Genomic DNA, 19,699 nt, shown 5'->3' with positions numbered 1-19,699 from the left:
ACGCGTGCTTGGCGTGTCGCGTACGACGCAGCGGAGAAAAATGCTCGAACGCAAGACCTGACCTCGTTCCTACAGCCGGCGGTTGGCTTCTTCCAGGCGGTCGCTGAGGATGCGGGCGACGTTGAGGAAGAACTTGGAGGCCAGTCGCGGGTAGCGGATGCGCAGGCGGCGCAGGAAGTCCTCGTCGATCACCAGCACCTCGACGTCGGTGGCGGCGACGACGTCCGCGCCCCGCCGCGCCTTTCGCAGCAGCGCCATCTCGCCGAGGATGCCGCCGCGGCCGAGCGGAATGGTCGCGCCCTTGTCGAGGCGCACTTCGGCGTCGCCGGCCAGGATCAGATACATCTCGCGCCCTTCGTCGCCGTTTCGCACGATGTACTCGCCGGTGGCGAACTTGCGCAGCTGCCCGAGCAGGATCACCAGGCGCACGCCGAGCCGGCCCAGTCCGTGAAACAGCGGAATGGTCAGGTTGGGACTCTCGCCGAGGCGCGAGTAGGCGAGATCCCAGACGCTGACGACCGGCACCGTCGCCAGGATCGCCGGCAGAAGGAACAGGTTGGTCAGCATCGCCACCGTCATGGTCATCGCCGTCAGCCAGCCGAACGCGCTGATGACGACGAAGTTGGACGTCACCATCACCAGGAAGCCCGCGGCCAGCGTCAGAGTGGTCGCGATGACGGGGCGGCCCATCTGCCCGAGCGTCTGGATGAGCGCATCGCGCTGGGTCGGGCTGGTCTTCACCACGTGGTTGAGCCGAGCCATGTAGTGGACGGTGTCGTCGACCGAGATGCCGAGCGCCACGGCGGCGATGATGCTGGTGGCCATGTTCAGCTCGATCGATCCGAAGCCCATCACGCCGAAGAAGACCATGTTCGGGATGATGTTGGGGATCATCGCCGTGACGCCCACGCGCAGCGACAGGAACATGAACGCGAGCAGGATGAAGATGATCGCGAAGGCCAGTGCCGTGCTCTCGACCTGTCCCTGCAGCACGCGGTTGGAGACCTCGCTCATCACGACCAGCGTGCCGGTCATGCGCACGTCGACGCCCTTCGGAAACATGCCCGAGGAGTACTTGCGTACCTCTTCGATGAGCTGCGCCGTCTCCAGCGAGCCCGTCAGCGACGTTCGCAGCGTGATGTGCACCTTCTGGAAATCGGCGTCGACCACTCCCGCGAACGTCCGCGGGCTGGCGGCGACGATCTGGAAGATCTGCGGGAGCTGCTCGGCCGGCGCGTCCCAGAAGCTCTTCGCCGGTTCGGGCTCCTTCACCTGGCCATCGTCGCCGACGACGATGTCGCCGCCGGAGTTCTGCAATCCCAGATCGAGCGCGTCCAGGTAGTCGACCAGCGACAGGCTCTCGTCGACGCCAGGAAGCTCCTCGACGAAGCGCTGGAAGTCCTTGACCTGCCGCAGCGCAGCGATGTCACGGAAATACCCGGGCGCGTTCGAGCTGACCACGACCGAGATCGGGCTCGGGCCCGCCAGCTTGTCGTTGATGGCCTGGAAATCCTGGCGCACGGGGGAGTCGGCGCGGAATGCCTTGAGGAAGTCGGTGTCCACGCGCACCTGCCAGGCGCCGTAGGCCGCTACCACCGTCAGCACCGTCGCGCCCGCCAGCACCAGCTGGCGGTAGTCGACGACGGCGGCGCCGATGCGCATGACCAGGCGGTCCAGCCGCGAGGCCGACGGATCTCCGGCTGTCTTGGCTCGCATGTGCAGCGTTCGCTTGCTGCCCGGCATGCTCAGGAACGCCAGCGGAATTCCGATCAGGCAGCCGACGGTGACGATGGCGGTGCCGAGCACCGCAAACTTGCCGAGAGCGGCAATTGCCGGGATCGGATGGATGACGAGCGAGCCGAAGCCGATCGCATTGGTGATCGCCGAGACCAGAACCGGCAGCGAGACGGCCGACAGCGTGCGATCGAACAGCGAGACCGGATCGTGCTTCTCCTCGGCCGTCGTGCGCACGCGGTCCAGGTACGCGTCGACGACGTGGATGGCGTAGGAGCCTCCGATGACCAGCAGCAGCGAGGGCAGCACCAGCGTGGCAAGCGTGATCGGCTGGTCGAACCAGCCCATCAGGCCCACCAGGCAGCCGACGTCCAGCGCCAGCGCAACCAGCGGCAGCACGGTGGCGCGCACCGAGCGGAACACCAGCCACAGCACGAACATCATCAGCATCAGGCTTGCAGGCAGGAAGCCGAGCAGGTCGTTCTGCATGCGCTCGACGGCCTGCACGCGGATGTGCGACATCCCGGTGTAATAGAGCCTGCCCGAGCCGGTGTAGCCGGCGAGGACTTTCCGCACCGCGCGGTCCACCGCCGCCTCGTCCTCGGTGGTGACGGCGCTCTTGAAGAAAACCGTGACGGCAGCCGCCCGCTCGTCCCGTGCAAGCAGGTTGGGCGTGTAGACGGGATTGGCACGCACGCGCTCGCGCAGGTGCTGGACCGTCGCCGTCGTCACCGGGCCCACCGGCAGCAGCGGCGGCGGATTGAACACGTCGAGCACGGGATCCGAGGCGTTGGTGATGCTGAGCGTACGGCTGACGCCCCGGACCTTGGCCAGCTCGTCGGTCAGCCGGCGCAGCGCCGTGATGGTATCGACCGAGAACAGCTCGGGATGCTCGAGCAGGACGATGCCGATCTCTTCGTCGCCGAACTGGCGCCGCACCTCCTCGTTGAAGACGACCGAAGGATCATCGGGAACGCTGAGGGAGGCGAGCGAGCCGTCGAACGTGATGCGCGGAATGCCGGCCAGCGCCACCAGCGCCAGCGCGACGAAGGCCGACAGCGACAGACGCGGGCTGCGCGCCAGACTGACGATCCACCGCCTCAAGGCACAGCCTCCTCAGGCACGTTCAGAATTTAGCCGCCACCTCGTCGAACATCACCACGTCCATGGTGCCGTCGAGCTTGCCGGCCAGTCCTCCGACCATCTCCGCGAAGCGGGAGGAAGAGGAGTGGGCATGCATGGCGGCTTCGTCGGAGTAGCGCTCGAAGAAGAGGAACTCGGTCGGATCCTTGCGGGAGCGGTTGCAGCTGTAGGTGATGGTGGAGGCCTCGTTGTCCTTGACCCAGGCAACGTAGCTCTCGAACAGCCTGGCGACCTCGTCGGCGGCGTCGGCCTTGGCCTTGATCTTGGCTACCACGACCAGCATGCGACCTCCGGCAACGGCCGCTCCCTCGACGCATCGTGCGCTGCGCGAGTCGCGACGGCCGCTGCGACGCTCGACCTTAGGCGCCGCCGCAGCCGCATGCAACATCAGCGACATTGCCGTGAGTACCAGCGCACCTGTCGCACGATACCACGAAGGATGCGGACCTCGCGCTCGTCGAGCCCACCGCGAGTCAGCATCGAAGCGACGGTGGCCATCACGCGCCGGGCCTGATCGCCCTCGAGGAAACCGATCTCGGTGAGCATGTCTTCGACGTCGGCCAGCGCCGCGGACACGGAGACGGCGTCGGCCGCGCGAGCGCGAGCGGAAAGCTCGCGCCCGTCGCCGCCGCTGCTCGCCAGCATCCATTCGTACAGGCACACGACGGCCGCCTGCGAAAGATTGAGCGAGGCGTATTCGCCGGCGGTGGGGACGCACGCCAGCCGATGGCATCGCGCCGCCTCGGCGTTGGACAGCCCGCGCTCTTCGGTACCGAAGACGAAGGCAACCTCGGCGCCTTCATCCTCGCTCGCCGAGAGCGCTTCTGCGCAGGCGCGCGCAACCTCGCGCACGGGCTCGACCGGGATGTGCCAAGGGTCGCGACGCGACGTCGTCCCGATGACCAGCGCGCAGCCTGCTACCGCCGCGTCGAAGGAGCCGACGTCGTGCCGCGCGTCGAACACGTCGGCGGCGTGCACGGCGGTGCGACGCGCCTCGCCCGGATCGTACCGGCCCCCGACGATGAACAGATCGTGCGCGCCCATGTTCTTGATGGCGCGGCAGACGGCACCCACATTGGCGCCGCGCTTGGGCTCGAGCAGCACCACGCGCGCGCGCGGCCTGTTGCCGCCGCGCGCGAACTGCTCAGTTGTCACCGACGAGCGCGCGAATCTGACGCTTCAGGGCGATGAGCGCGTCGGCGGCCTGTTCGGCCTCCGCACGCGCCTGATCGATTTCGGAGCGTGCCTGCTCGCGCACCGCCGCAAGCTCGGCCTCCAGATCGGCGATGCGATTTTCCAGATCGGCGTGCCGCGACGACTGCTGCTCGGCCTCGAGCAGCCGCACGCGAAGCTGCTCGAACAGATCCTGCGCGCTGCCGCCTGTGCCGGCCTCCACGCCGGCAGTCGCTCGCGCGGAAGCCGCGGGCGGTGCCGCCGGCGAGGCCGTGCGCGGAGGCTCGGCGGCGCGAGCGGCAAACGCCGCCGGACGCGAAGGCTCGGCGGCGCGAGCCGCTTCGCCGGGGCGAGCGCCTTCGGTGCTTCGTGCGGGCGATGGCGCAGTCTGCGACCGCGACGGCTCGCGCACGGCGCTTTCGGTTCGGCTGCCGACGGTGACGGTCGGGGCGGCTTCGCGTGCGGGCGCCGCCGCCTGCGCCGAGCGCTGCGCAGCCTGCGAACCGGCAGCTGCCGGCGAAGCCGCAGCTGGCTGCGGCGCGGCCTGCGCGGCACGCGGCGCGGCCGCCGCAGGCCCGACGTCTTCGCCGGCATCGGGCGCCCAGCGCACTTCGAAATTGCACGCGTCGGCTCCCTGGAGGCGGCAGCCGCTGGCGTGCTTGACCTCGAGGCCGCGCGCGCCGAGTGCCTGCATGCGCTGGGTCAGTTCGCCGGCGATGGCGATGCAGGCGTTGGTGAAGCCGGGCATGCCCCGGTACGACACCGTCGCACGCCCCGGACCTTCGATCTGCACGTCGAATCCGCTGCCGCGGCCGTCGGTGAACGCTGCCGGCAGCGTCGGCAGCCCGCGCACGAGATCGCCGGGCGTCAGCTTGGTATCCTCGGGAAGGCTTTTCTGGGCCGTGTAGGCCAGGCCGCGCGCGAAGCTCGTGTCGCGCGGCGAGCGGCGCATGAGGTCGGTGAACTCGCTGGCGATGTCCGGCGTCCACGGATACCAGCGCTCCGGATCGTATTCGCTGTACTTCTTTCGCTCGGCCTTGGAGAGCGAAGGATGCATCGTCGACAGGAAGCGGAAGACCTTTCCGGAGATTTGCGGCGATTCCAAGGTGACTCTCCTTCGCGCCCTCTTCGATCTTAAAACGGCGACAAGCCGAGAACCAAGCGAACCATCCCATGAAACGTCGCCGTGACGTAGGCGAGATCGAGAATCGCGCCGTCGGACAGCCCCAGGCGGCGTAGCTCGCGCGTGCGGTCCTCACCGAGCGTGTGCGAGTGCAGCGTGAAGTCGCGGGCGAAACGCAGGCAGGCATGTTCGCAGTCGGGAAGGCTGCACGGCGAGCCCTCACTGGCGGCAATGATGTCGGCCGGGGCCTCGCCGCGGGCGCTCAGCCATTCCCCGCAGTGGGTCGCGAAGTAGTCGCATCCGGTCAGACGCGCCACGACCAGCCCTATGCGCATCCAGCGGTCGCGGGGCATGACGGCTACGGCCTTTCGAATGGTGCGAAGCTGACCGTCGAAGACTTCCGGGCATGCCTCCATCAGCTCGAAGCCGGGAGGCAAGGCCGCAAAGCCGAGCTGATCCAGGAAGAGCTGGCGCATGGCCGGGCGGTTGTGCTCGGGCGGCTGGGCCGGCACGGGTTTCTCCGACAAATCCAGACTCATCGCCGTCAGTCTACCCAGCAACGCGATGGCGCTGCGGCGGCCGGCCTGGAAGCGTCGCAAAGGCCCCGGGATTTCCGAGACGACGCCGAGCGCGTTGGCGAGGCGGGTGACGCTGTTGAAACCTGCGATGACTGCCACGATTTCGACGCGCTGGTCGATCTCTGGCCATGCGGCTGCGAAAGCGGCGCGATCGTCGGCCTTGACCGCGCGCGGCTCGCGCGTCAGGCGCACCGCAAAGCGCAGGGCCTCGCGCTCGGCGTCGGTAAGGTCGGCGGCGAGATCACCCTGACCCGCGATGTCCCAGGCCTTGTCGCGGTCGACGCCCGAGGCGATCATGTAGATGAGGTGGGCCTCGGCGCAGTAGTCGCAGCGCGCTGCCTGCGCCACCGCCACGGCCAGCGCCTCCTTCAGCCCGCGCGAAACGCGCCCGTTCCACATCAGAGACAGCCAGAGCCGGTAGACCCCCTCCATCGTCTCGGGACGCAGGCTGAAGACCTGCATCAGGTTGGGGACGCGCGGGACCTCCGTGCGAATCTCGCGATACACCTGCGCCAGGCGGCCGCCGGCCTGGGACGGTGGGATGTGACGGATGTAGGCCACGGAAGCGGGGCGAGAATCCTCATCCCTGCCCCGGCAGTCAACTGCGGGGACGCGAGAATCCGCCGGCGTGGCCGCCGCCGGACACCCACCCTTTCTCGTTTTTTCCGTGCCCCGGCCGCTGACACCAAGTAAACAGCGGTTGACACGCCCGCAGCCGGCGTACTAAACGGTCGGTATGCAAATCGGGGAGCGAACACGGCGACGCGAGGCGGCCCGCAAAGACCTGACCGAGACGGCCATCGATTGCTTCTCCCGCTACGGGTACCACGCCACCTCCATCGACCGCATCGCCAAGGACGCCGGCGTCACCAAGGGCGCGATCTACTACCACTTCCGCGACAAGGACGACCTGCTGGCGGCTGCCGTTCTCGATCGCATCGCCGAGTTCGAGACGCGCGTGCAGAGCGCGTGCGGAGACGTCGACTGCGCCGAGGGCCTGCGGCGCATCGCCAACGTGTGTGTCGAGCACGCGCGCTCGGGCGACCGGCCGCGCTTCGCCATCAAGCTGATGGTGGAGTCCATCGACACGCACGATCACCTGCGCGAGCAGATGCGCGGCATGATGCGCCGCTTCCGCGCTTTCCTTCGCAACATCGTTCGAGCGGGACAGGATCAGGGCCTGTTCCGGCGCGACGTCGATGCCGACGTCGTCGCCGCCGCCTACACCAGCGCGGTCATCGGCGCCGAGACGCAGTTCTATCTCGACCCCGACCGCTTCAGCCTCGAGCGCACGCTCGGGCTCTTCGTGGACCAGCTTCTCGACAACCTGCGGCCCGACCGGGACGCACAAGACAAGGGAGAACACCGTGATTGATTTCGAGCTGGACGAAGAACAACAGCTCATCAGCGAGACCGTGACCAGGTTCGCGGCCGACCAGATCCGCCCTGCCGCGCGCGACGCCGACGAGGCGTGCAAGGTCCCGCAGAGCCTGGTCGACGCGGCATGGGAGCTCGGGTTCATCCAGGGGAGCATCCCGGAGGCCTACGGCGGCTACGGGTCCAGCGATCCTTCGGCCGTCACCGGGGCGGTCGTCGCCGAGGGGCTGGCCGAAGGCGACCTGGCCATCGCGCTGCACGTGCTGTCGCCGCGGCTGATCGTCGACGCGGTGCTGCGCCTCGGCAGCGAAGAACAGAAGCAGCAGATCCTGCCGGCGTATGTCGGCGATCGCTTCGTGCCGGGATCGGCGGCGGTGATGGAGCCGCGCATGGGCTTCCACATCCTGTCGATGAAGACGACCGCGCGGCATGACGCCGGCGACTACGTGCTGGACGGACAGAAGTGCATGGTGCCGCTGGCAGCCGAGGCGCCCAACATCCTGGTCTACGCATCCACCAGCGACGGGATCGGCGCGTTCCTGGTGCCGACCGGCACGCCGGGGCTGACCATCGGCGAGCGCGAGAAGAGCCTCGGGCTGCACGCGCTGGCGACCTACGAGATCACGCTGTCGGGCTGTCGCGTGCCCGCCTCGGCAAGGCTCGGCGGCGACGCCACCGGCATGCTGCGTCGCGCGCGCGTCGCGCAGTCGGCGATGGCGGTGGGCGTGGCCAAGGCCTCGCTCGACTATGCCATCGGCTACGCGAAGGACCGCGACGCCTTCGGCGTCAAGATCGCGCAGAAGCAGGCGATCGCTTTCATGCTCGCAGACATGGCCATCGAGACCGAGGCTGCGCGGCTGCTGAACTGGGAGGCTGCCTGGAACCTGGACCAGAGCGGCGATGCGTCACGGGAGGTCGCGCTGGCTCACCGTTATTGCGCTGACATGGTCATGAAGGTGACCGACAACGGGCTGCAGGTCCTCGGAGGACACGGCTTCATTCGCGATCATCCGGTCGAACAGTGGGTCCGCAACGGCCGCGGCTTCAGCATCTTCGAAGGTCTCGCCTCGGTATAACAGGAGCACAGACATGGACTTCAGCCTCTCCAACGCCGCCCAGAACCGTATCGCAATGGCACGCATGCTCGCCGAGGGCATGATGCGGCCCATCGCCCGCAAGTACGACGAGGAAGAGCACACGGATCCGTGGGACTTCTTCAACACCGTCTGGGACGCCAGCAAGATGAATCGCGACGCCACCAGCCTCGGCGGCGGCAAGTCCGAGAAGTCGGGCGAGAAGAAGCGCAACGAGAACACGCTGCTCGCCTGCATGCAGATCGAGGAGCTGGCCTGGGGCGATGCGGGCCTGTACCTGTCCATCCCGAATCCGGGCCTGGGCGGCGCAGCCGTGCAGGCCGTCGGCACGCCCGAGCAGAAGCAGCGGTTCCTGGCCAGCTTCTACGAGGGCAAGCCGAAATGGGCCGCCATGGCCATCACCGAGCCGCACTTCGGATCCGACTCTAAGCAGGTGGCGACGACGGCCGTGCGTGACGGCGACATGTGGGTGCTCAACGGCACCAAGATCTTCTGCACCTCCGGCCATCGCGCGCTCGACAAGTCCGACGGCTTCGTCGTGGTCTGGGCCACGCTGGACAAGACCAAAGGACGCGCCGCCATCAAGTCGTTCATCGTGCCGGCCGGCACGCCGGGCGTCACCGTCACCAAGGTCGAGGACAAGATGGGAATTCGCGCCTCCGACACCGCGATGATCACGCTGGAGGACGCACGCATCCCCTACGACAACATCCTCGGCACGCCCGAGATCGTCGAGAAGGATTCGCGCGCCGGCTTCGGCGGCGTCATGGCGACGTTCGACAGCACCCGTCCCATCGTCGCCGCCAGCGGCATCGGCGTGGCGCGCGCGGCGCTCGACCTGCTCAAGGAATGCCTGACCGAGCAGGGCATCGCGATCCGCTACGAGGCCAGCCCTTACGAGCAGACCGTGCTCGAGCGCGAGGTGATGAACATGGAGGCGCAGCTGCAGGCGGCGCGCCTGCTGACGTGGAAGGCGTGCACGATGATGGACCACGGCCAGCGCAACTCGAAGGAAGCGTCAATGGCCAAGGCCAATGCGGGTCTGACGGTCACGCGCGTGACGCAGAAGTGCGTCGAGCTTGCCGGGCCGCTCGGATACTCGCGCAAGATGATGCTCGAGAAGTGGATGCGCGATGCCAAGATCACCGACATCTACGAGGGCACCCAGCAGATCAATCAGCTCATCGTGGCGCGGAGCATCCTCGGCTACTCGAGCGCGGAATTGAACTGAATCGGAGGCGGACGCGCACCGCGCGTCATCCGCTTCGTTGCAGTCCTCGGGCCTCGCTCCGGCGGGCCCCATGCCCGCCTCCGCTCACGCCTGGACCTGCGCCTCGCATCCGACGCACTCTGCGCGGCTGCTCGTGTCTGCGCGCGCTTCGCAGGTGGGGAAAAAGTTGGGGCTGATACGGTTAGGCGCGAGGGGCGGTGACATACTCGATGGGCGATGTCGGCGTCCTCGGGCGGGAATCTGAAGCTGCACTCACCCGATGTCGGTGCCGGCGAGGCTGACGCGCAGCAGCACGAGCGCGATGTTTCCGACCTTCAGCCGCAGGTGCCGCACGAGGAGGTTCGGCAGGAGGAGGACGCGCCCGGACAGGTGCATGTCAGCGAGCTTCCCGACGCCCGCACCGTCGCTCTTTTCGGCCTGCTGTTTCTTGCCACGGTCTACACCCTCCACCTCGCACGTGCGTTCCTGGTGCCGATCGCCCTGTCGTTGATGCTGGATTTCCTGCTGAGCCCGGTCATCCGCCGTGCCAAGAAGCTCGGCGTGCCGGCGCCGCTGACGGCGGCATTGGTGATCACCGCGGTCATCGGCTCGGCGGGCGTGGCGGCCTACAACCTGGCCGGCCCTGCGGCGACGTGGATCCAGCGGGCACCCGAGAGCCTCGCGAAGGTCGAAGCGAAGCTGGCCGTCATCCGGCCTGCCGTCGAGGAAGTCACGCGCGCCGCCGAGGAAGTGCAGAGCGCGACGACGATCGGATCGAGCGCCCCGCAGACGGTGGAGGTGGCGGGGCCGAGCCTCGTCTCGCAGGTGTTCGGCGGAACCATGGACATGTTCGGGTTCCTCGGCACGGTCGCCTTCCTGACCTACTTCCTGCTGGCGGCGGGAGATTTCTTCCTGCTCAAGCTCATCCGCGTGCTGCCGCACATCGCCGATCGCAAGAAGGCGGTGAACATCGCGCGGTCGATCGAGGCGGACGTGTCCACCTACATGGTCACCACCACGCTCATCAATCTGGGCGTCGGCGTCGCCACCGCCATCGCGATGTGGCTGTGCGAGATGCCGAACCCGATCCTGTGGGGCGTGGTGGCGGCGGTTCTGAACTTCCTTCCGTACGTCGGCGGCGTCATCAATCTCATCGTGCTCACGCTGGCTGCGCTCCTGACATTCGATTCTCTCGGTCGCGCCGTGATCCCGCCGGCGGTCTTCCTGCTGCTGAACCTCATCGAGTCGAACTGGATCGCGCCCTATGTGCTCGGCAAGCGACTGCAGCTGAACAACGTGGCGGTTTTCGTCGGGATGCTGTTCTGGGCGTTCATCTGGGGAATTCCCGGCGCGCTGCTGGCGGTGCCGATGATGGTGGTGGTCAAGATCATCGCCGACAATTCCGATTCGCTGCGGCCGGTGAGCGAGTTCCTGGGCGACTGATCGGCGTCGCTCGCGCCGATCCGTCGCGGCCTGGTGCTCCGGCCGGTTTTGCTTGCGGCGGGCCTCTCGCTAGACATCCCGTCCATGGATCGGCAGGTGCGCTTCGTTGCGCCGCATCGCGTGAACGTCGTCGAGACATCCGGCCTGCAGCCGTCGGAGAATCAGGTGCGGGTGCGCGTCAAGCGCTGCGGCATCTGCGGAAGCGACCTGCACGTGTTCCGCCGCAACGGTGAAGTGCCGACGGTCTGCCCGGGCCACGAAATGAGCGGAATCGTCGACGCCGTCGGTCCCGGCGCTGGCGGTGCGATTCGCGAGGGCGATGCGGTGGTGGTCGAGCCGCTGCAGCGATGCGGCCAGTGCGCGCGGTGCCGCAGCGGGGATTACCACCTGTGCAGCCGGCTCGAGCTGTTCGGCGTCAGCCAGCCCGGCGGGATGGCCACGCACGTGCTCGTCCCCTCGTACACGCTGTTCGCCCTGCCCTCCTCTCTGGATTTCGAGCTCGGCGCCATGGCCGAGCCCACTGCGGTCAGCGTGCACGCCGCACGTCTGGGCGGCGTTCGCGCGGGAAGCCGCGTCCTGGTGCTCGGTGCCGGAACGATCGGACTGCTCGCGCTGGCAGCGGCGCGTCATCTGGGTGCCGAGTTCGTCGCCATCACTGCGCGCCATCCGCATCAGCGGCGCATCGCGGAGATGCTCGGCGCCGACCAGGTGCTGGCACCCGACGAGCTGCGCTCGCTGTCGCACAAGCCCGACCTCGCCATCGAGACCGTCGGTGGCGCCGCCACCACGGTCGCCGACGCCGTCATGGCCGTGCAGCGCGGCGGTACCGTCGTCATCGTCGGCCTCTTCGATGCCACGCCGGTGTTCGATCCGTTCGTGATGCTGCTGAAGGAAGTGCGGTTGATCGGATCGATGGTCTACAACCGTCCGCCCGAGGGCGCCGATTTCGCCGTGGCGCTCGACGTGCTGGCGTCGCGCGCCGATGCGTTGCGTGCGCTGATCACACACCGCTTCGGCATCGACGACGTGCAGCAGGCCTTCGAGACCGCCTCCGACAAGCGCAGCGGCGCCATCAAGGTCCTCCTTCAGCCCTGAATCCGAGCGCTGGCACGAGCGCGAGCGTGCCGCGTGCGTCATGCAACGGCGTCGAGCGGCGCCAGGTGCCGCGTCGGCCGCCAGTGGCGGCTCGCCGCGCGGTCAGCGCGCGCGGATCATGCGCGCGCTTCGCATCTCGCGCGTCAGGAACGCGTAGCCCGCACGCCGTCCGACGACCTCCACCGCAACGAGCACGTCCGGATCGGCGAAGCGCACCGTCGGCGTCGCCCCCGCCTCGCGCGCGCGGTCGACGAGGAAGCCGCCCAGCGCGCGTTCGACCGCAGGATGCTCGAGACGGCCTTTGAGGCCCCGCAGGTGCGCACGCACGTGAAACGTTCGGCTGCACAGACGCGACGCAAGCGGCTCCAGCTCCACGCACAGCGCCTCGGTGACGTCGTCGCGAACGAAAGGGATGGCCTTCTCCACCGGCACGACGCGCTCGAGCAGCTCGCCGAAGTCGTCATGGCCATGCGCGGCGGGGGCGATGGCAGCGAGCACGCCGTCGTTGCCGCCCTGCTCGACGACGCCGATGAGAACCTGTGGATAGCCGGCCGTACGGAAGCGGCCGAGGCGGCCGAGCGCGGTCAGCGCCCGACCCGTCAGACCCTGTTTGCAGATGGCCAGGACGTTCCAGTCCTCGCCATCGCTGCGACCTCGCGCCATCGCTCATTATCGGAAGCGCATGGTCCCGCGGCAAAGACCACGAGGGCGCCAGAAGGCAGGGCCGCCACGATTGCGAGCCCGGTGCGCACGCTGCGGAGCCGGCTGGACAGGCGGCGGCTCCCCGGCTAAGCCTCGCGGATGCTTCTCACGATGGTGTCGGTTCGGCGGGCGCATTCGGTGCGTGCTTCGGTGTCCTGGTGCCTTGCCGCAGCGGCGTTCTGCTGCGTGTCGGCCTGTGGTGCCGGCGGTGGGACGTCCACGGAACTGCCGGCGGGCCCGCCCACGAGCGCTGCACCGGGCAACCTGGTGTTGTACGTGGCGATGGCGCAGGGGGACCGCATCGACGCGTATCGGCTCGGCGTCGACGGCCTGCTGCCTTCCAATCCGTTCGACACGATCTTCGTCGAAAACCCGCGCCGTCTGGCGATCGCCGATGGCGTGCTGCACGCGGCGCTGGGCGACCGCATCATCTCGCTCACACTCGGGGAGGATGGCAGCCTTCCGGCCGAGCCGAGCGCGGAGTCGGAGTTCCTCGACAACTACGAGCCGAACGAGATCATCGTGGAGAATGGCGTACTCTACGTCGCTGCAACCGGACGCTTGCGCGTGGAGTCCTACAGGCTCGATGAGAACAACCTCATCCCCACCACGCCCACCGGCAGCGGCACCGGCAGCTTCCGCGGCAACTACGTCTCGCTCGAGCTCACCGACGGCATCCTCTACGCGGGCGCCCGCCGCACCTCCAACATCGACGTGTTCGTCCTGGAGGAAGACGGCGACGTTCCCACGGCAGCCGAGGACGTCGATCCGCAGGACCGCGTGGCTCTGGCCGACGAGATCGTCGTGCGCGACGGCATCCTGTACGTGACCTCCGGCACCGACAAGAGCATCCGCGCCTACCGCATCCGCAACGACGGCACGCTGCCCGACGACTTCCAGTCGCGAACCGCAACCGAAGAGTTCTACTCGGCGATGCTCCTCAACGGCGATCTTCTGTACGCCTCGGCCTACAACGCGGGGCGCATCGACGTCTACGACATCGATGCCAACGGAATGCTCCCCGAAGAATCGCCAACGTTCCGCACCGCCGCCGATCCCGCCTCCTATCCGAACGAGCTGCTGCTGCACGGCGGCATCCTGTACGCGGCGCAGGCCGGTCTGGACCGGGTCGACGCCTTCATCATCGACCAGAACGGCTTGCCGGCCAGCTTCCCGTCCAGCAGCACGCGGCCGCAGGAGGCCGACTCGTTTCCGGCCGACCTGGCCATGCACGAGCTCGACTGACGCTACGGAGCGCCACGGTGCGGAATGCGCTGCCTCGGCGGCGCAGCCTCCGCTCCCGCGGGCTCCTTGTTTTCGGAACCGGCGCGAGGCCTGGCCGGCAGTGCGGGCACGGGCTGGTCGGCGGGCCCGGACGGCGGTGCGACGACGGCTTCGGGCTCGGCAATGCCCGGGCCTGAGGAGGCCGCGTCCTGCGTGACCGCGAGCTGACTCAGCTCGGTCTCCGTCCATTTGGAACGCGACTGGACCAGACGCGGAGTCTTGTAGACGCGCGTGGGAAGCGCGCTGATGACGTGCACCGAAGCCAGGCGTCCGGCGCGGTACTGCAGCGTGTAGTTGAAGCCATCCAGGACGCGCGCGACGATGCGTTCGGGACTGAGCTTGTGCACCGACATCGTGAACGGATGATCGAGCACCTGCTTGCTCAGCACCTCCGGTCCGCCTGCGCCGCGCCACAGCCGGAAAAGAACATCCGCGGGCACGTTCTCGACGTGCATCGACCACAGCGGAGAGTGGTCGACCAGGTAGAGGACCATGCTGCCTTCGCCCAGAACGCGGATCGGCGAATCCGCGCCCTGTCCGGTCTCTCCGCCAGCCTCGGCCTCCTCGGCAGCGGCCGCATCGTCGTCAACAGCATCCCCGATTCCAACGTCGCCCGCGCCAGCATCGTCGGCCGCGGCAGGACTGTCGCTCTCGGCTGCACCGGCGCCCGCAGCACCATCGTCGCTCGCGGCAGCATCGTCACCGGCGGCGGGCTCGGCGCGCTGCGCCAGCGCCAGCGGTGCGCGGCGGCTGGTTGCGGGTCGGTCGGCAGCTTCCTCGCGCGGCGGCGAAGGATCGGCCTGTACCAGAGGCGCGACGGTGTCGGTCACGCCCGAGGAGGAGGGGATGAGCGCAGGCGAGGCAGAGGACCACGGCGGTTCGGGCTGCGGCGCATCGTTGCCATGCTGCGCCGCAGCGAAGCCGTGCACCGGCGCTGCCAAGAGCGCAGCAGCAAGAACGAACAGCGACACCGGGCGTCGGCGCCGGCCGGCGCCCCGCCGCGTACCAGGCGACTCGGACATGTCGGGTAAGGTCTCCGCAGCCCTGGGTATGCTCGTCGAGGAGGCTGCGCAATCCCGGTGCATCGCCTCGGGCCGCGGAGGCATCAGACAGCGGACAGTTCCCCGCCTGTCTGGCTAGTGGCCGCGGCGCCTCGTATATTGGTCGCCGGACCAGCCTCGCCCGGTCGCGGTTTTCCCCATGCTGAACGGTAACGGTAGCAGCCGGCCCAGACTCACCGGCTCCATTCTGGTCGTCGAAGACGACGCCGACATCCGTTCGATGACGCTGACCATTCTGGAGGCCGCCGGCGCCAAGGTGGCCGGCGCGGCAAGCGCAGCGGAGGCCATCCAATGCCTGCAGCGCGCGAGCTTCGATGCCATCGTTCTGGACTGGAACCTGGCCGGAGACACCGGTGGTGCGCTGTTGCAGCAACTGCGCGACCATCACCCCGCGCTGTTGCGTCGCAGCGCCGTCGTCACCGGCGATCTGCTGAGCATTCCCGGCCAGCACGAAGCCGAGCACTTCGGCTGCCCCGTCATCGCCAAGCCGTTCCGACCCGCGCAGCTCGTCGAAACGATGGCTGCCATCCTGGCCTGATCCCCGCAACGCCGGCACCGAAAGCGCCCGAGATGCCCCGTCGCGTCGCCAGCTTCCCGGCAGGCCTGGAGCCTGCCGGAGGGAGCACGTGCTACGCGACGCAGCAGGTCGGGCGCTGACGGCGTCGACGCTCGCTACTGCCCGACCATCACCTTGCCGGTCAGCTCTTCGACGGTTGCCGGACCGATGCCGCGCACCCGCTCCAGATCGGAGACGGACGCGAACGGCTTCTTCGCACGCTCGGCGACGATGGCGGCAGCCTTGGACGCACCGATGCCGGGCAGCGTGGCCAGCTCTTCGGCGCTGGCGGTGTTCAGGTTGATCTTGCCGCCATCGGCGGCAGCGGCGCCGCCGGCAAGCAGCGTCACCAGCACGGCCGCCGCCGCCGTTCCCCGCACCACCGCCACCACAGCCGTCTTCATCTTGTTCCAGTGATCGTGGCTCATTCCTGAGTCCTCCTTGTCTTGGTCGAAGCCGCCGTCCGCTGCCCGCCGCCTCATGCATGCGCGCAGCGACCCGGCGATTTCGCGGCCGACCATGCATCGGGCAGCGGCGCTCGGGCAACGACATCGATGTGATGGAATGCTCGTCGGGTCGTGTTAGGAAGCGCGCCGTGGCCGTCCAGCGCGAACGAACCACCACGCGCGGCGCGCCGCGCCCGGCCGGCGCGGCGGAGCGCGCGCGTGCCGAAGAGCTGCGGCGGGAGATCGACGAGCACAACCGCCGCTATTATCTGCTGGACGCGCCCACCATTTCGGATGCCGAATACGACGCGCTCCTGCGCGAGCTGGAGCAGCTCGAACGCGCGCATCCCGATCTGGTCATCGAGCAGTCGCCGACGCAGCGGCCCGGCGCTCCGCCATCGGAACGCTTCGCGCCGTCGCGCCACCTGCGTCCCATGCTCTCGCTCGCCAATGCCTTCGGCCGCGAGGACGTAGAGGAGTTCGATGCACGCGTGCGCAAGGGCCTGGGGATCGACGAGGTCATCTACGTCGTCGAGCCCAAGCTTGACGGCGTGGCGGTGAACATTCTCTACGAGAACGGAGAGCTGGTTCGCGCGGCCACGCGCGGCGACGGCAGCGTCGGTGAGGACATCACCGCCAACGTGCGCACGCTGCGCAGCGTGCCGCTGAAGATGAAGGCGAGCCAGGAAGGAACGCTGCCGGCGCAGATCGAGGTGCGCGGCGAGGTGGTGATCGCCAAGGCGGACTTCGTGCGGTTCAATGCCAAGCGCGAAGAGCAGGGTGAAGCGGTCTTCGCCAACCCGCGTAATTTCGCCGCCGGCTCGCTGCGCCAGCTCGACCCGTCGATCACTGCGCGGCGGCCGCTCGACTTCTACGTGCACAGCCACGGCGCAGTGGCGCCCGAGCCGCTGCCGACGCATTCGATGTATCTGGCCGAGGCCGGGCGCTGGGGATTCCTGGTGTTCCCGCGCATCCGCAAGGCGCGCGGCGTCGACGAGGTCATGTCCTTCTACGAAAAGATCGATGCCGAGCGCGACTCGCTCGAGGTCGAGATCGACGGCGTGGTGATCAAGGTCGACGACGTCGCGCAGCAGGAGCGGCTGGGCGAGCTGTCGCGGTCGCCGCGATGGGCCATCGCATTCAAGTTCAAGCCCCGGCAGGCAACGACCCGCGTGCGCAACATCTTCGCGTCGGTCGGGCGCCTGGGCTCGCTGACTCCGGTGGCCGAGCTCGAGCCGGTGCAGGTGGCGGGCGTGGTGATCTCGAACGCGTCGCTGCACAACATGGATGAGATCGAGCGCAAGGACATCCGCATCGGCGACACCGTCGTCATCGAGCGCGCCGGGGACGTCATTCCGTACGTCGTCGGCCCGGTGCTGGAGAAGCGCAACGGCAGCGAGCGCAGGTTTCAAATGCCGACGACGTGCCCGTCATGCGGCTCGCCCGTTGCGCGCATCGAGGGCGAGGCGGCCTTCCGCTGCAGCGACCGCCAGTGCCCCGCGCAGCTGAAGTCCTCGCTGCGTCACTTCGCCGGCAAGGGCGCCATGGACATCGATGGTCTCGGCGAAAAGATCATCGCTCAGCTCGTCGAGGGCGGTCACGTCAAGAGCTTCGCCGACCTGTACCGGCTCGATGCGCAGACGCTGATGCAGCTCGAGCGGATGGGCCAGAAGTCCGCGACGAACCTGGTGCAGCGAATCGACGAGAGCCGCACGCGGCCGCTCGATCGCCTGATCTACGCTCTGGGCATCCGGCACATCGGGGAGTCGGCGGCGCGCGTGCTGGCGCGCCGCTTCGGATCGCTGGCGGGGCTGGCGGAAGCGAGCCAGGAGGAGCTGGAGAACCTCGATACCGTCGGTCCGGAGATGGCCGCCTCGGTACGGCTGTTCTTCGCCGACGAATCCAATCGGACCATGATCGCCGACCTCGATCGGGCCGGGGTGCACCCCCAACCGGTGGCCGCCGCCGCATCGGGCCCACTGGCCGGCAAGAGCTTCGTCATCACCGGCACGCTCTCGATACCGCGCAGCCGGGCCAAGGAGCGAATCCAGCAGGCCGGCGGCACGGTCGCCTCCGCGATCAGCGCCAAGACCGATTACCTGATTGCCGGCGCCGATCCGGGCAGCAAGCTCAAGAAAGCCAATGAGCTCGGGGTCGTCGTGCTCGACGAGGACGGGCTCAGCCGGCTTCTGGGCGGCAAGGCATGAGCACGGCGCTGCGTCTTCACCTTCGCATCCATGGCCGCGTCCAAGGTGTCTGGTACCGGGAGTCGATGCGGCGGGAAGCGGCGCGGCTCGGAGTGGCCGGCTGGGTTCGCAATTGCTCGGATGGTAGTGTTGAGGCAATCGTCGAGGGCGAAGCCGCGGCGGTCCGAGAGCTAGAGGCCTGGTGTCACACCGGCCCTCCCTCGGCCCGGGTCGTCCGCGTGCAGTCGAACGAGGAGCCGCCGGCCGGGGAAGCCGGCTTCCGCGTCCGGCATTGACCGACGAGGGCCCGAATTAAAAAGGAGTTCGGCCTTACATCGTGCACGGCCCTGGCCTGGCCGCGCACACAGGAACAAGCAGGGGCATGGACAGCGCTCGTCACATCCAGACGGTCACCGGACCTGTGTCCGCCGGCGAGGTCGGATGCACACTCATTCGCGAGGTCGGCCGCCCCGCCGCACCCACCGCCGGCTCGACATCGACAACCTCCGGCGCACGCGTCGCCGGCGAACCGCTGGCCCGGGTGAACTGACGCATGGCACTGCTCAAACCTGCTGCTCCCTCCGGTGGCGAGAGCGCTTTCCGCGAACTCCTGGACACGATGAACGATGCCGTTTCGTGGCTGGCCGATTGCGGTCTGACCTTCGATCGCCTGCGGCTTGCGCAGTACAGACGTGACCTCGAAGACCTGATCCGCGCCGACGAGACCGTCAATCTCCCCGAGATCGTGCGCGAGCGCGTGTCGCATCGTCTCGCATCGTCGCTCCTGGAAGCGAGCGAGCTGCGCCGTCTGTACAAGGGAATGGTGTTCTTCGCCGACGGGCCGCTCGAGCATCGGCTGCGCGAGCTCATCCGCCGCGCCGGCGAAGAGGCCGACGAGCACGCGCGCAACTCCACCGACAACCCGCGCGACCTCGGCCTGGAGCTGACGCTGGCGGCGCGACTGAATGCTTCGGGCTTCGCACTCGATTTCGGCCCCGATGGTCTGTTCGAAGCGAACGTCGGCGGCCGCCGCGTCTTGTTCGACTGCACCCGCATCCAGGCCAGCGCCCGCGACGTCGGCGCGCGCATTCGCGATGCGCAGCGCCGCCTGGCCGATCGATGTGCGGAGAAGGAAGGCGCGCGCGCGATCATGGCGCTGGCCATCACTCGCGTCGACGACCTCGGCCTGGACTTCCTGACTTCGCCCGATCCGATGCAGCTCTCGCGCCGGCTCGAGCACGCCATCGACATCTTCCTGGACCGCTACGCCCACCTCTGGGCGCGGCCTCTGCACGAGTGCCTCATCGGCGTCTGGATCTACGTATCGCGGCCGGTGCTGGTGGGCATCACCAACCGCCTCGTCTACTCGCAGCGCTTCGCGCTGGAGTCGGCGCCGTTCATCTCGCCGGAGGACGACGATCTGCTCTGGCTCATCGACCAGCGCTTCCGGTTCCTGGCCGAGCTGACTGCCGCGCTCTTCTAGCGGGTCGGCGG

General features: G+C 68.3%; 17 protein-coding genes. 9 read left to right on the top strand and 8 right to left on the bottom strand.

Going from position 1 to position 19,699, the window contains the following annotated elements; genetic code table 11:
* Window positions 1–69: 69 nt before the first annotated feature.
* The 5 genes from VEC57_13805 to VEC57_13785 all read right to left on the bottom strand — a co-directional run bounded on the left by VEC57_13805 (window position 70) and on the right by VEC57_13785 (window position 6,312).
* On the bottom strand, window positions 70–2,838 hold the full coding sequence (locus VEC57_13805; GenBank protein ID HYC00205.1) for an MMPL family transporter: 2,769 nt from the start codon (window positions 2,836–2,838) through the stop codon (window positions 70–72).
* A 22-nt stretch (window positions 2,839–2,860) separates the two neighbouring features.
* The gene (locus VEC57_13800; protein ID HYC00204.1) at window positions 2,861–3,160 is read right to left on the bottom strand and encodes an antibiotic biosynthesis monooxygenase; all 300 of its coding nucleotides are present in this window, start codon (window positions 3,158–3,160) and stop codon (window positions 2,861–2,863) included.
* Window positions 3,161–3,264: 104 nt separating this feature from the next.
* Window positions 3,265–4,032, bottom strand: coding sequence for a TrmH family RNA methyltransferase (locus VEC57_13795; protein HYC00203.1), 768 nt, complete (start codon window positions 4,030–4,032; stop codon window positions 3,265–3,267).
* Complete coding sequence (locus tag VEC57_13790) at window positions 4,022–5,155, bottom strand: hypothetical protein (protein ID HYC00202.1); 1,134 nt, start codon at window positions 5,153–5,155, stop codon at window positions 4,022–4,024. Before VEC57_13790 ends, VEC57_13795 begins: the two co-directional genes overlap by 11 nt.
* Window positions 5,156–5,184: 29 nt before the next feature.
* On the bottom strand, window positions 5,185–6,312 hold the full coding sequence (locus tag VEC57_13785; protein HYC00201.1) for a carboxymuconolactone decarboxylase family protein: 1,128 nt from the start codon (window positions 6,310–6,312) through the stop codon (window positions 5,185–5,187).
* A gap of 175 nt (window positions 6,313–6,487) precedes the next feature.
* Here VEC57_13785 and VEC57_13780 point away from each other — a divergent pair, with 175 nt between their 5' ends.
* From VEC57_13780 to VEC57_13760, 5 genes are all read left to right on the top strand, one after another.
* Window positions 6,488–7,126, top strand: a complete 639-nt coding sequence (locus VEC57_13780) for a TetR/AcrR family transcriptional regulator (protein ID HYC00200.1) — start codon at window positions 6,488–6,490, stop codon at window positions 7,124–7,126.
* Complete coding sequence (locus VEC57_13775; protein HYC00199.1) at window positions 7,119–8,204, top strand: acyl-CoA dehydrogenase family protein; 1,086 nt, start codon at window positions 7,119–7,121, stop codon at window positions 8,202–8,204. The genes VEC57_13780 and VEC57_13775 overlap by 8 nt, the downstream gene beginning before the upstream one ends.
* A gap of 13 nt (window positions 8,205–8,217) precedes the next feature.
* Window positions 8,218–9,453 (top strand): acyl-CoA dehydrogenase family protein, encoded by a 1,236-nt coding sequence (locus VEC57_13770; GenBank protein ID HYC00198.1) that lies wholly within the window; start codon window positions 8,218–8,220, stop codon window positions 9,451–9,453.
* Window positions 9,454–9,669: 216 nt separating this feature from the next.
* Window positions 9,670–10,875 carry an AI-2E family transporter gene (locus tag VEC57_13765; GenBank protein ID HYC00197.1) on the top strand — a complete coding sequence of 402 codons (1,206 nt, stop codon included), beginning with the start codon at window positions 9,670–9,672 and terminating at the stop codon, window positions 10,873–10,875.
* Window positions 10,876–10,959: 84 nt separating this feature from the next.
* Window positions 10,960–11,970, top strand: a complete 1,011-nt coding sequence (locus VEC57_13760; GenBank protein ID HYC00196.1) for an alcohol dehydrogenase catalytic domain-containing protein — start codon at window positions 10,960–10,962, stop codon at window positions 11,968–11,970.
* A 102-nt stretch (window positions 11,971–12,072) separates the two neighbouring features.
* On the opposite strand, the gene VEC57_13755 is transcribed toward VEC57_13760, so the two are convergent.
* Entirely contained in the window at window positions 12,073–12,633 is a 561-nt protein-coding gene (locus VEC57_13755) for a THUMP domain-containing protein (GenBank protein ID HYC00195.1), read from the bottom strand.
* 225 nt (window positions 12,634–12,858) lie between these two features.
* Between VEC57_13755 and VEC57_13750 the strand changes: the two genes are divergently transcribed.
* The gene (locus VEC57_13750) at window positions 12,859–13,917 is read left to right on the top strand and encodes a beta-propeller fold lactonase family protein (GenBank protein ID HYC00194.1); all 1,059 of its coding nucleotides are present in this window, start codon (window positions 12,859–12,861) and stop codon (window positions 13,915–13,917) included.
* Window positions 13,918–13,919: 2 nt separating this feature from the next.
* On the opposite strand, the gene VEC57_13745 is transcribed toward VEC57_13750, so the two are convergent.
* Entirely contained in the window at window positions 13,920–14,927 is a 1,008-nt protein-coding gene (locus VEC57_13745) for a hypothetical protein (protein HYC00193.1), read from the bottom strand.
* 229 nt (window positions 14,928–15,156) lie between these two features.
* Here VEC57_13745 and VEC57_13740 point away from each other — a divergent pair, with 229 nt between their 5' ends.
* Entirely contained in the window at window positions 15,157–15,555 is a 399-nt protein-coding gene (locus VEC57_13740) for a response regulator (protein ID HYC00192.1), read from the top strand.
* A gap of 134 nt (window positions 15,556–15,689) precedes the next feature.
* Here VEC57_13740 and VEC57_13735 read toward each other — a convergent pair whose 3' ends face one another.
* Window positions 15,690–16,001 (bottom strand): ComEA family DNA-binding protein, encoded by a 312-nt coding sequence (locus tag VEC57_13735; GenBank protein ID HYC00191.1) that lies wholly within the window; start codon window positions 15,999–16,001, stop codon window positions 15,690–15,692.
* A gap of 167 nt (window positions 16,002–16,168) precedes the next feature.
* Here VEC57_13735 and ligA point away from each other — a divergent pair, with 167 nt between their 5' ends.
* Both ligA and VEC57_13725 read left to right on the top strand, forming a co-directional pair.
* Window positions 16,169–18,226: an NAD-dependent DNA ligase LigA gene (ligA, locus tag VEC57_13730; GenBank protein HYC00190.1), complete on the top strand. Its 2,058-nt coding sequence runs from the start codon at window positions 16,169–16,171 to the stop codon at window positions 18,224–18,226.
* Between the two features lie 598 nt (window positions 18,227–18,824).
* Window positions 18,825–19,688, top strand: a complete 864-nt coding sequence (locus VEC57_13725; GenBank protein HYC00189.1) for a hypothetical protein — start codon at window positions 18,825–18,827, stop codon at window positions 19,686–19,688.
* The last annotated feature ends 11 nt before the right edge of the window (window positions 19,689–19,699 follow it).

It is taken from the genome of Candidatus Limnocylindrales bacterium (assembly GCA_035626395.1).
In the GTDB taxonomy this organism is placed as follows: domain Bacteria; phylum Desulfobacterota; class Binatia; order UBA1149; family CAITLU01; genus DASPNH01.
The sequence above is the reverse complement of the archived record's forward strand: the minus strand, read 5'-3'. Positions and strand labels throughout refer to the sequence as shown.

Excerpts from the sequence above, each read along its gene's own strand:
- VEC57_13800 (HYC00204.1), bottom strand. The coding sequence starts at position 3,160 with ATGCTGGTCGTGGTAGCCAAGATCAAGGCCAAGGCCGACGCCGCCGAC.
- VEC57_13780 (HYC00200.1), top strand. The coding sequence starts at position 6,488 with ATGCAAATCGGGGAGCGAACACGGCGACGCGAGGCGGCCCGCAAAGAC.
- VEC57_13770 (HYC00198.1), top strand. The coding sequence starts at position 8,218 with ATGGACTTCAGCCTCTCCAACGCCGCCCAGAACCGTATCGCAATGGCA.
- VEC57_13765 (HYC00197.1), top strand. The coding sequence starts at position 9,670 with ATGTCGGCGTCCTCGGGCGGGAATCTGAAGCTGCACTCACCCGATGTC.
- VEC57_13760 (HYC00196.1), top strand. The coding sequence starts at position 10,960 with ATGGATCGGCAGGTGCGCTTCGTTGCGCCGCATCGCGTGAACGTCGTC.
- VEC57_13755 (HYC00195.1), bottom strand. The coding sequence starts at position 12,633 with ATGGCGCGAGGTCGCAGCGATGGCGAGGACTGGAACGTCCTGGCCATC.
- VEC57_13740 (HYC00192.1), top strand. The coding sequence starts at position 15,157 with ATGCTGAACGGTAACGGTAGCAGCCGGCCCAGACTCACCGGCTCCATT.
- VEC57_13735 (HYC00191.1), bottom strand. The coding sequence starts at position 16,001 with ATGAGCCACGATCACTGGAACAAGATGAAGACGGCTGTGGTGGCGGTG.
- VEC57_13725 (HYC00189.1), top strand. The coding sequence starts at position 18,825 with ATGAACGATGCCGTTTCGTGGCTGGCCGATTGCGGTCTGACCTTCGAT.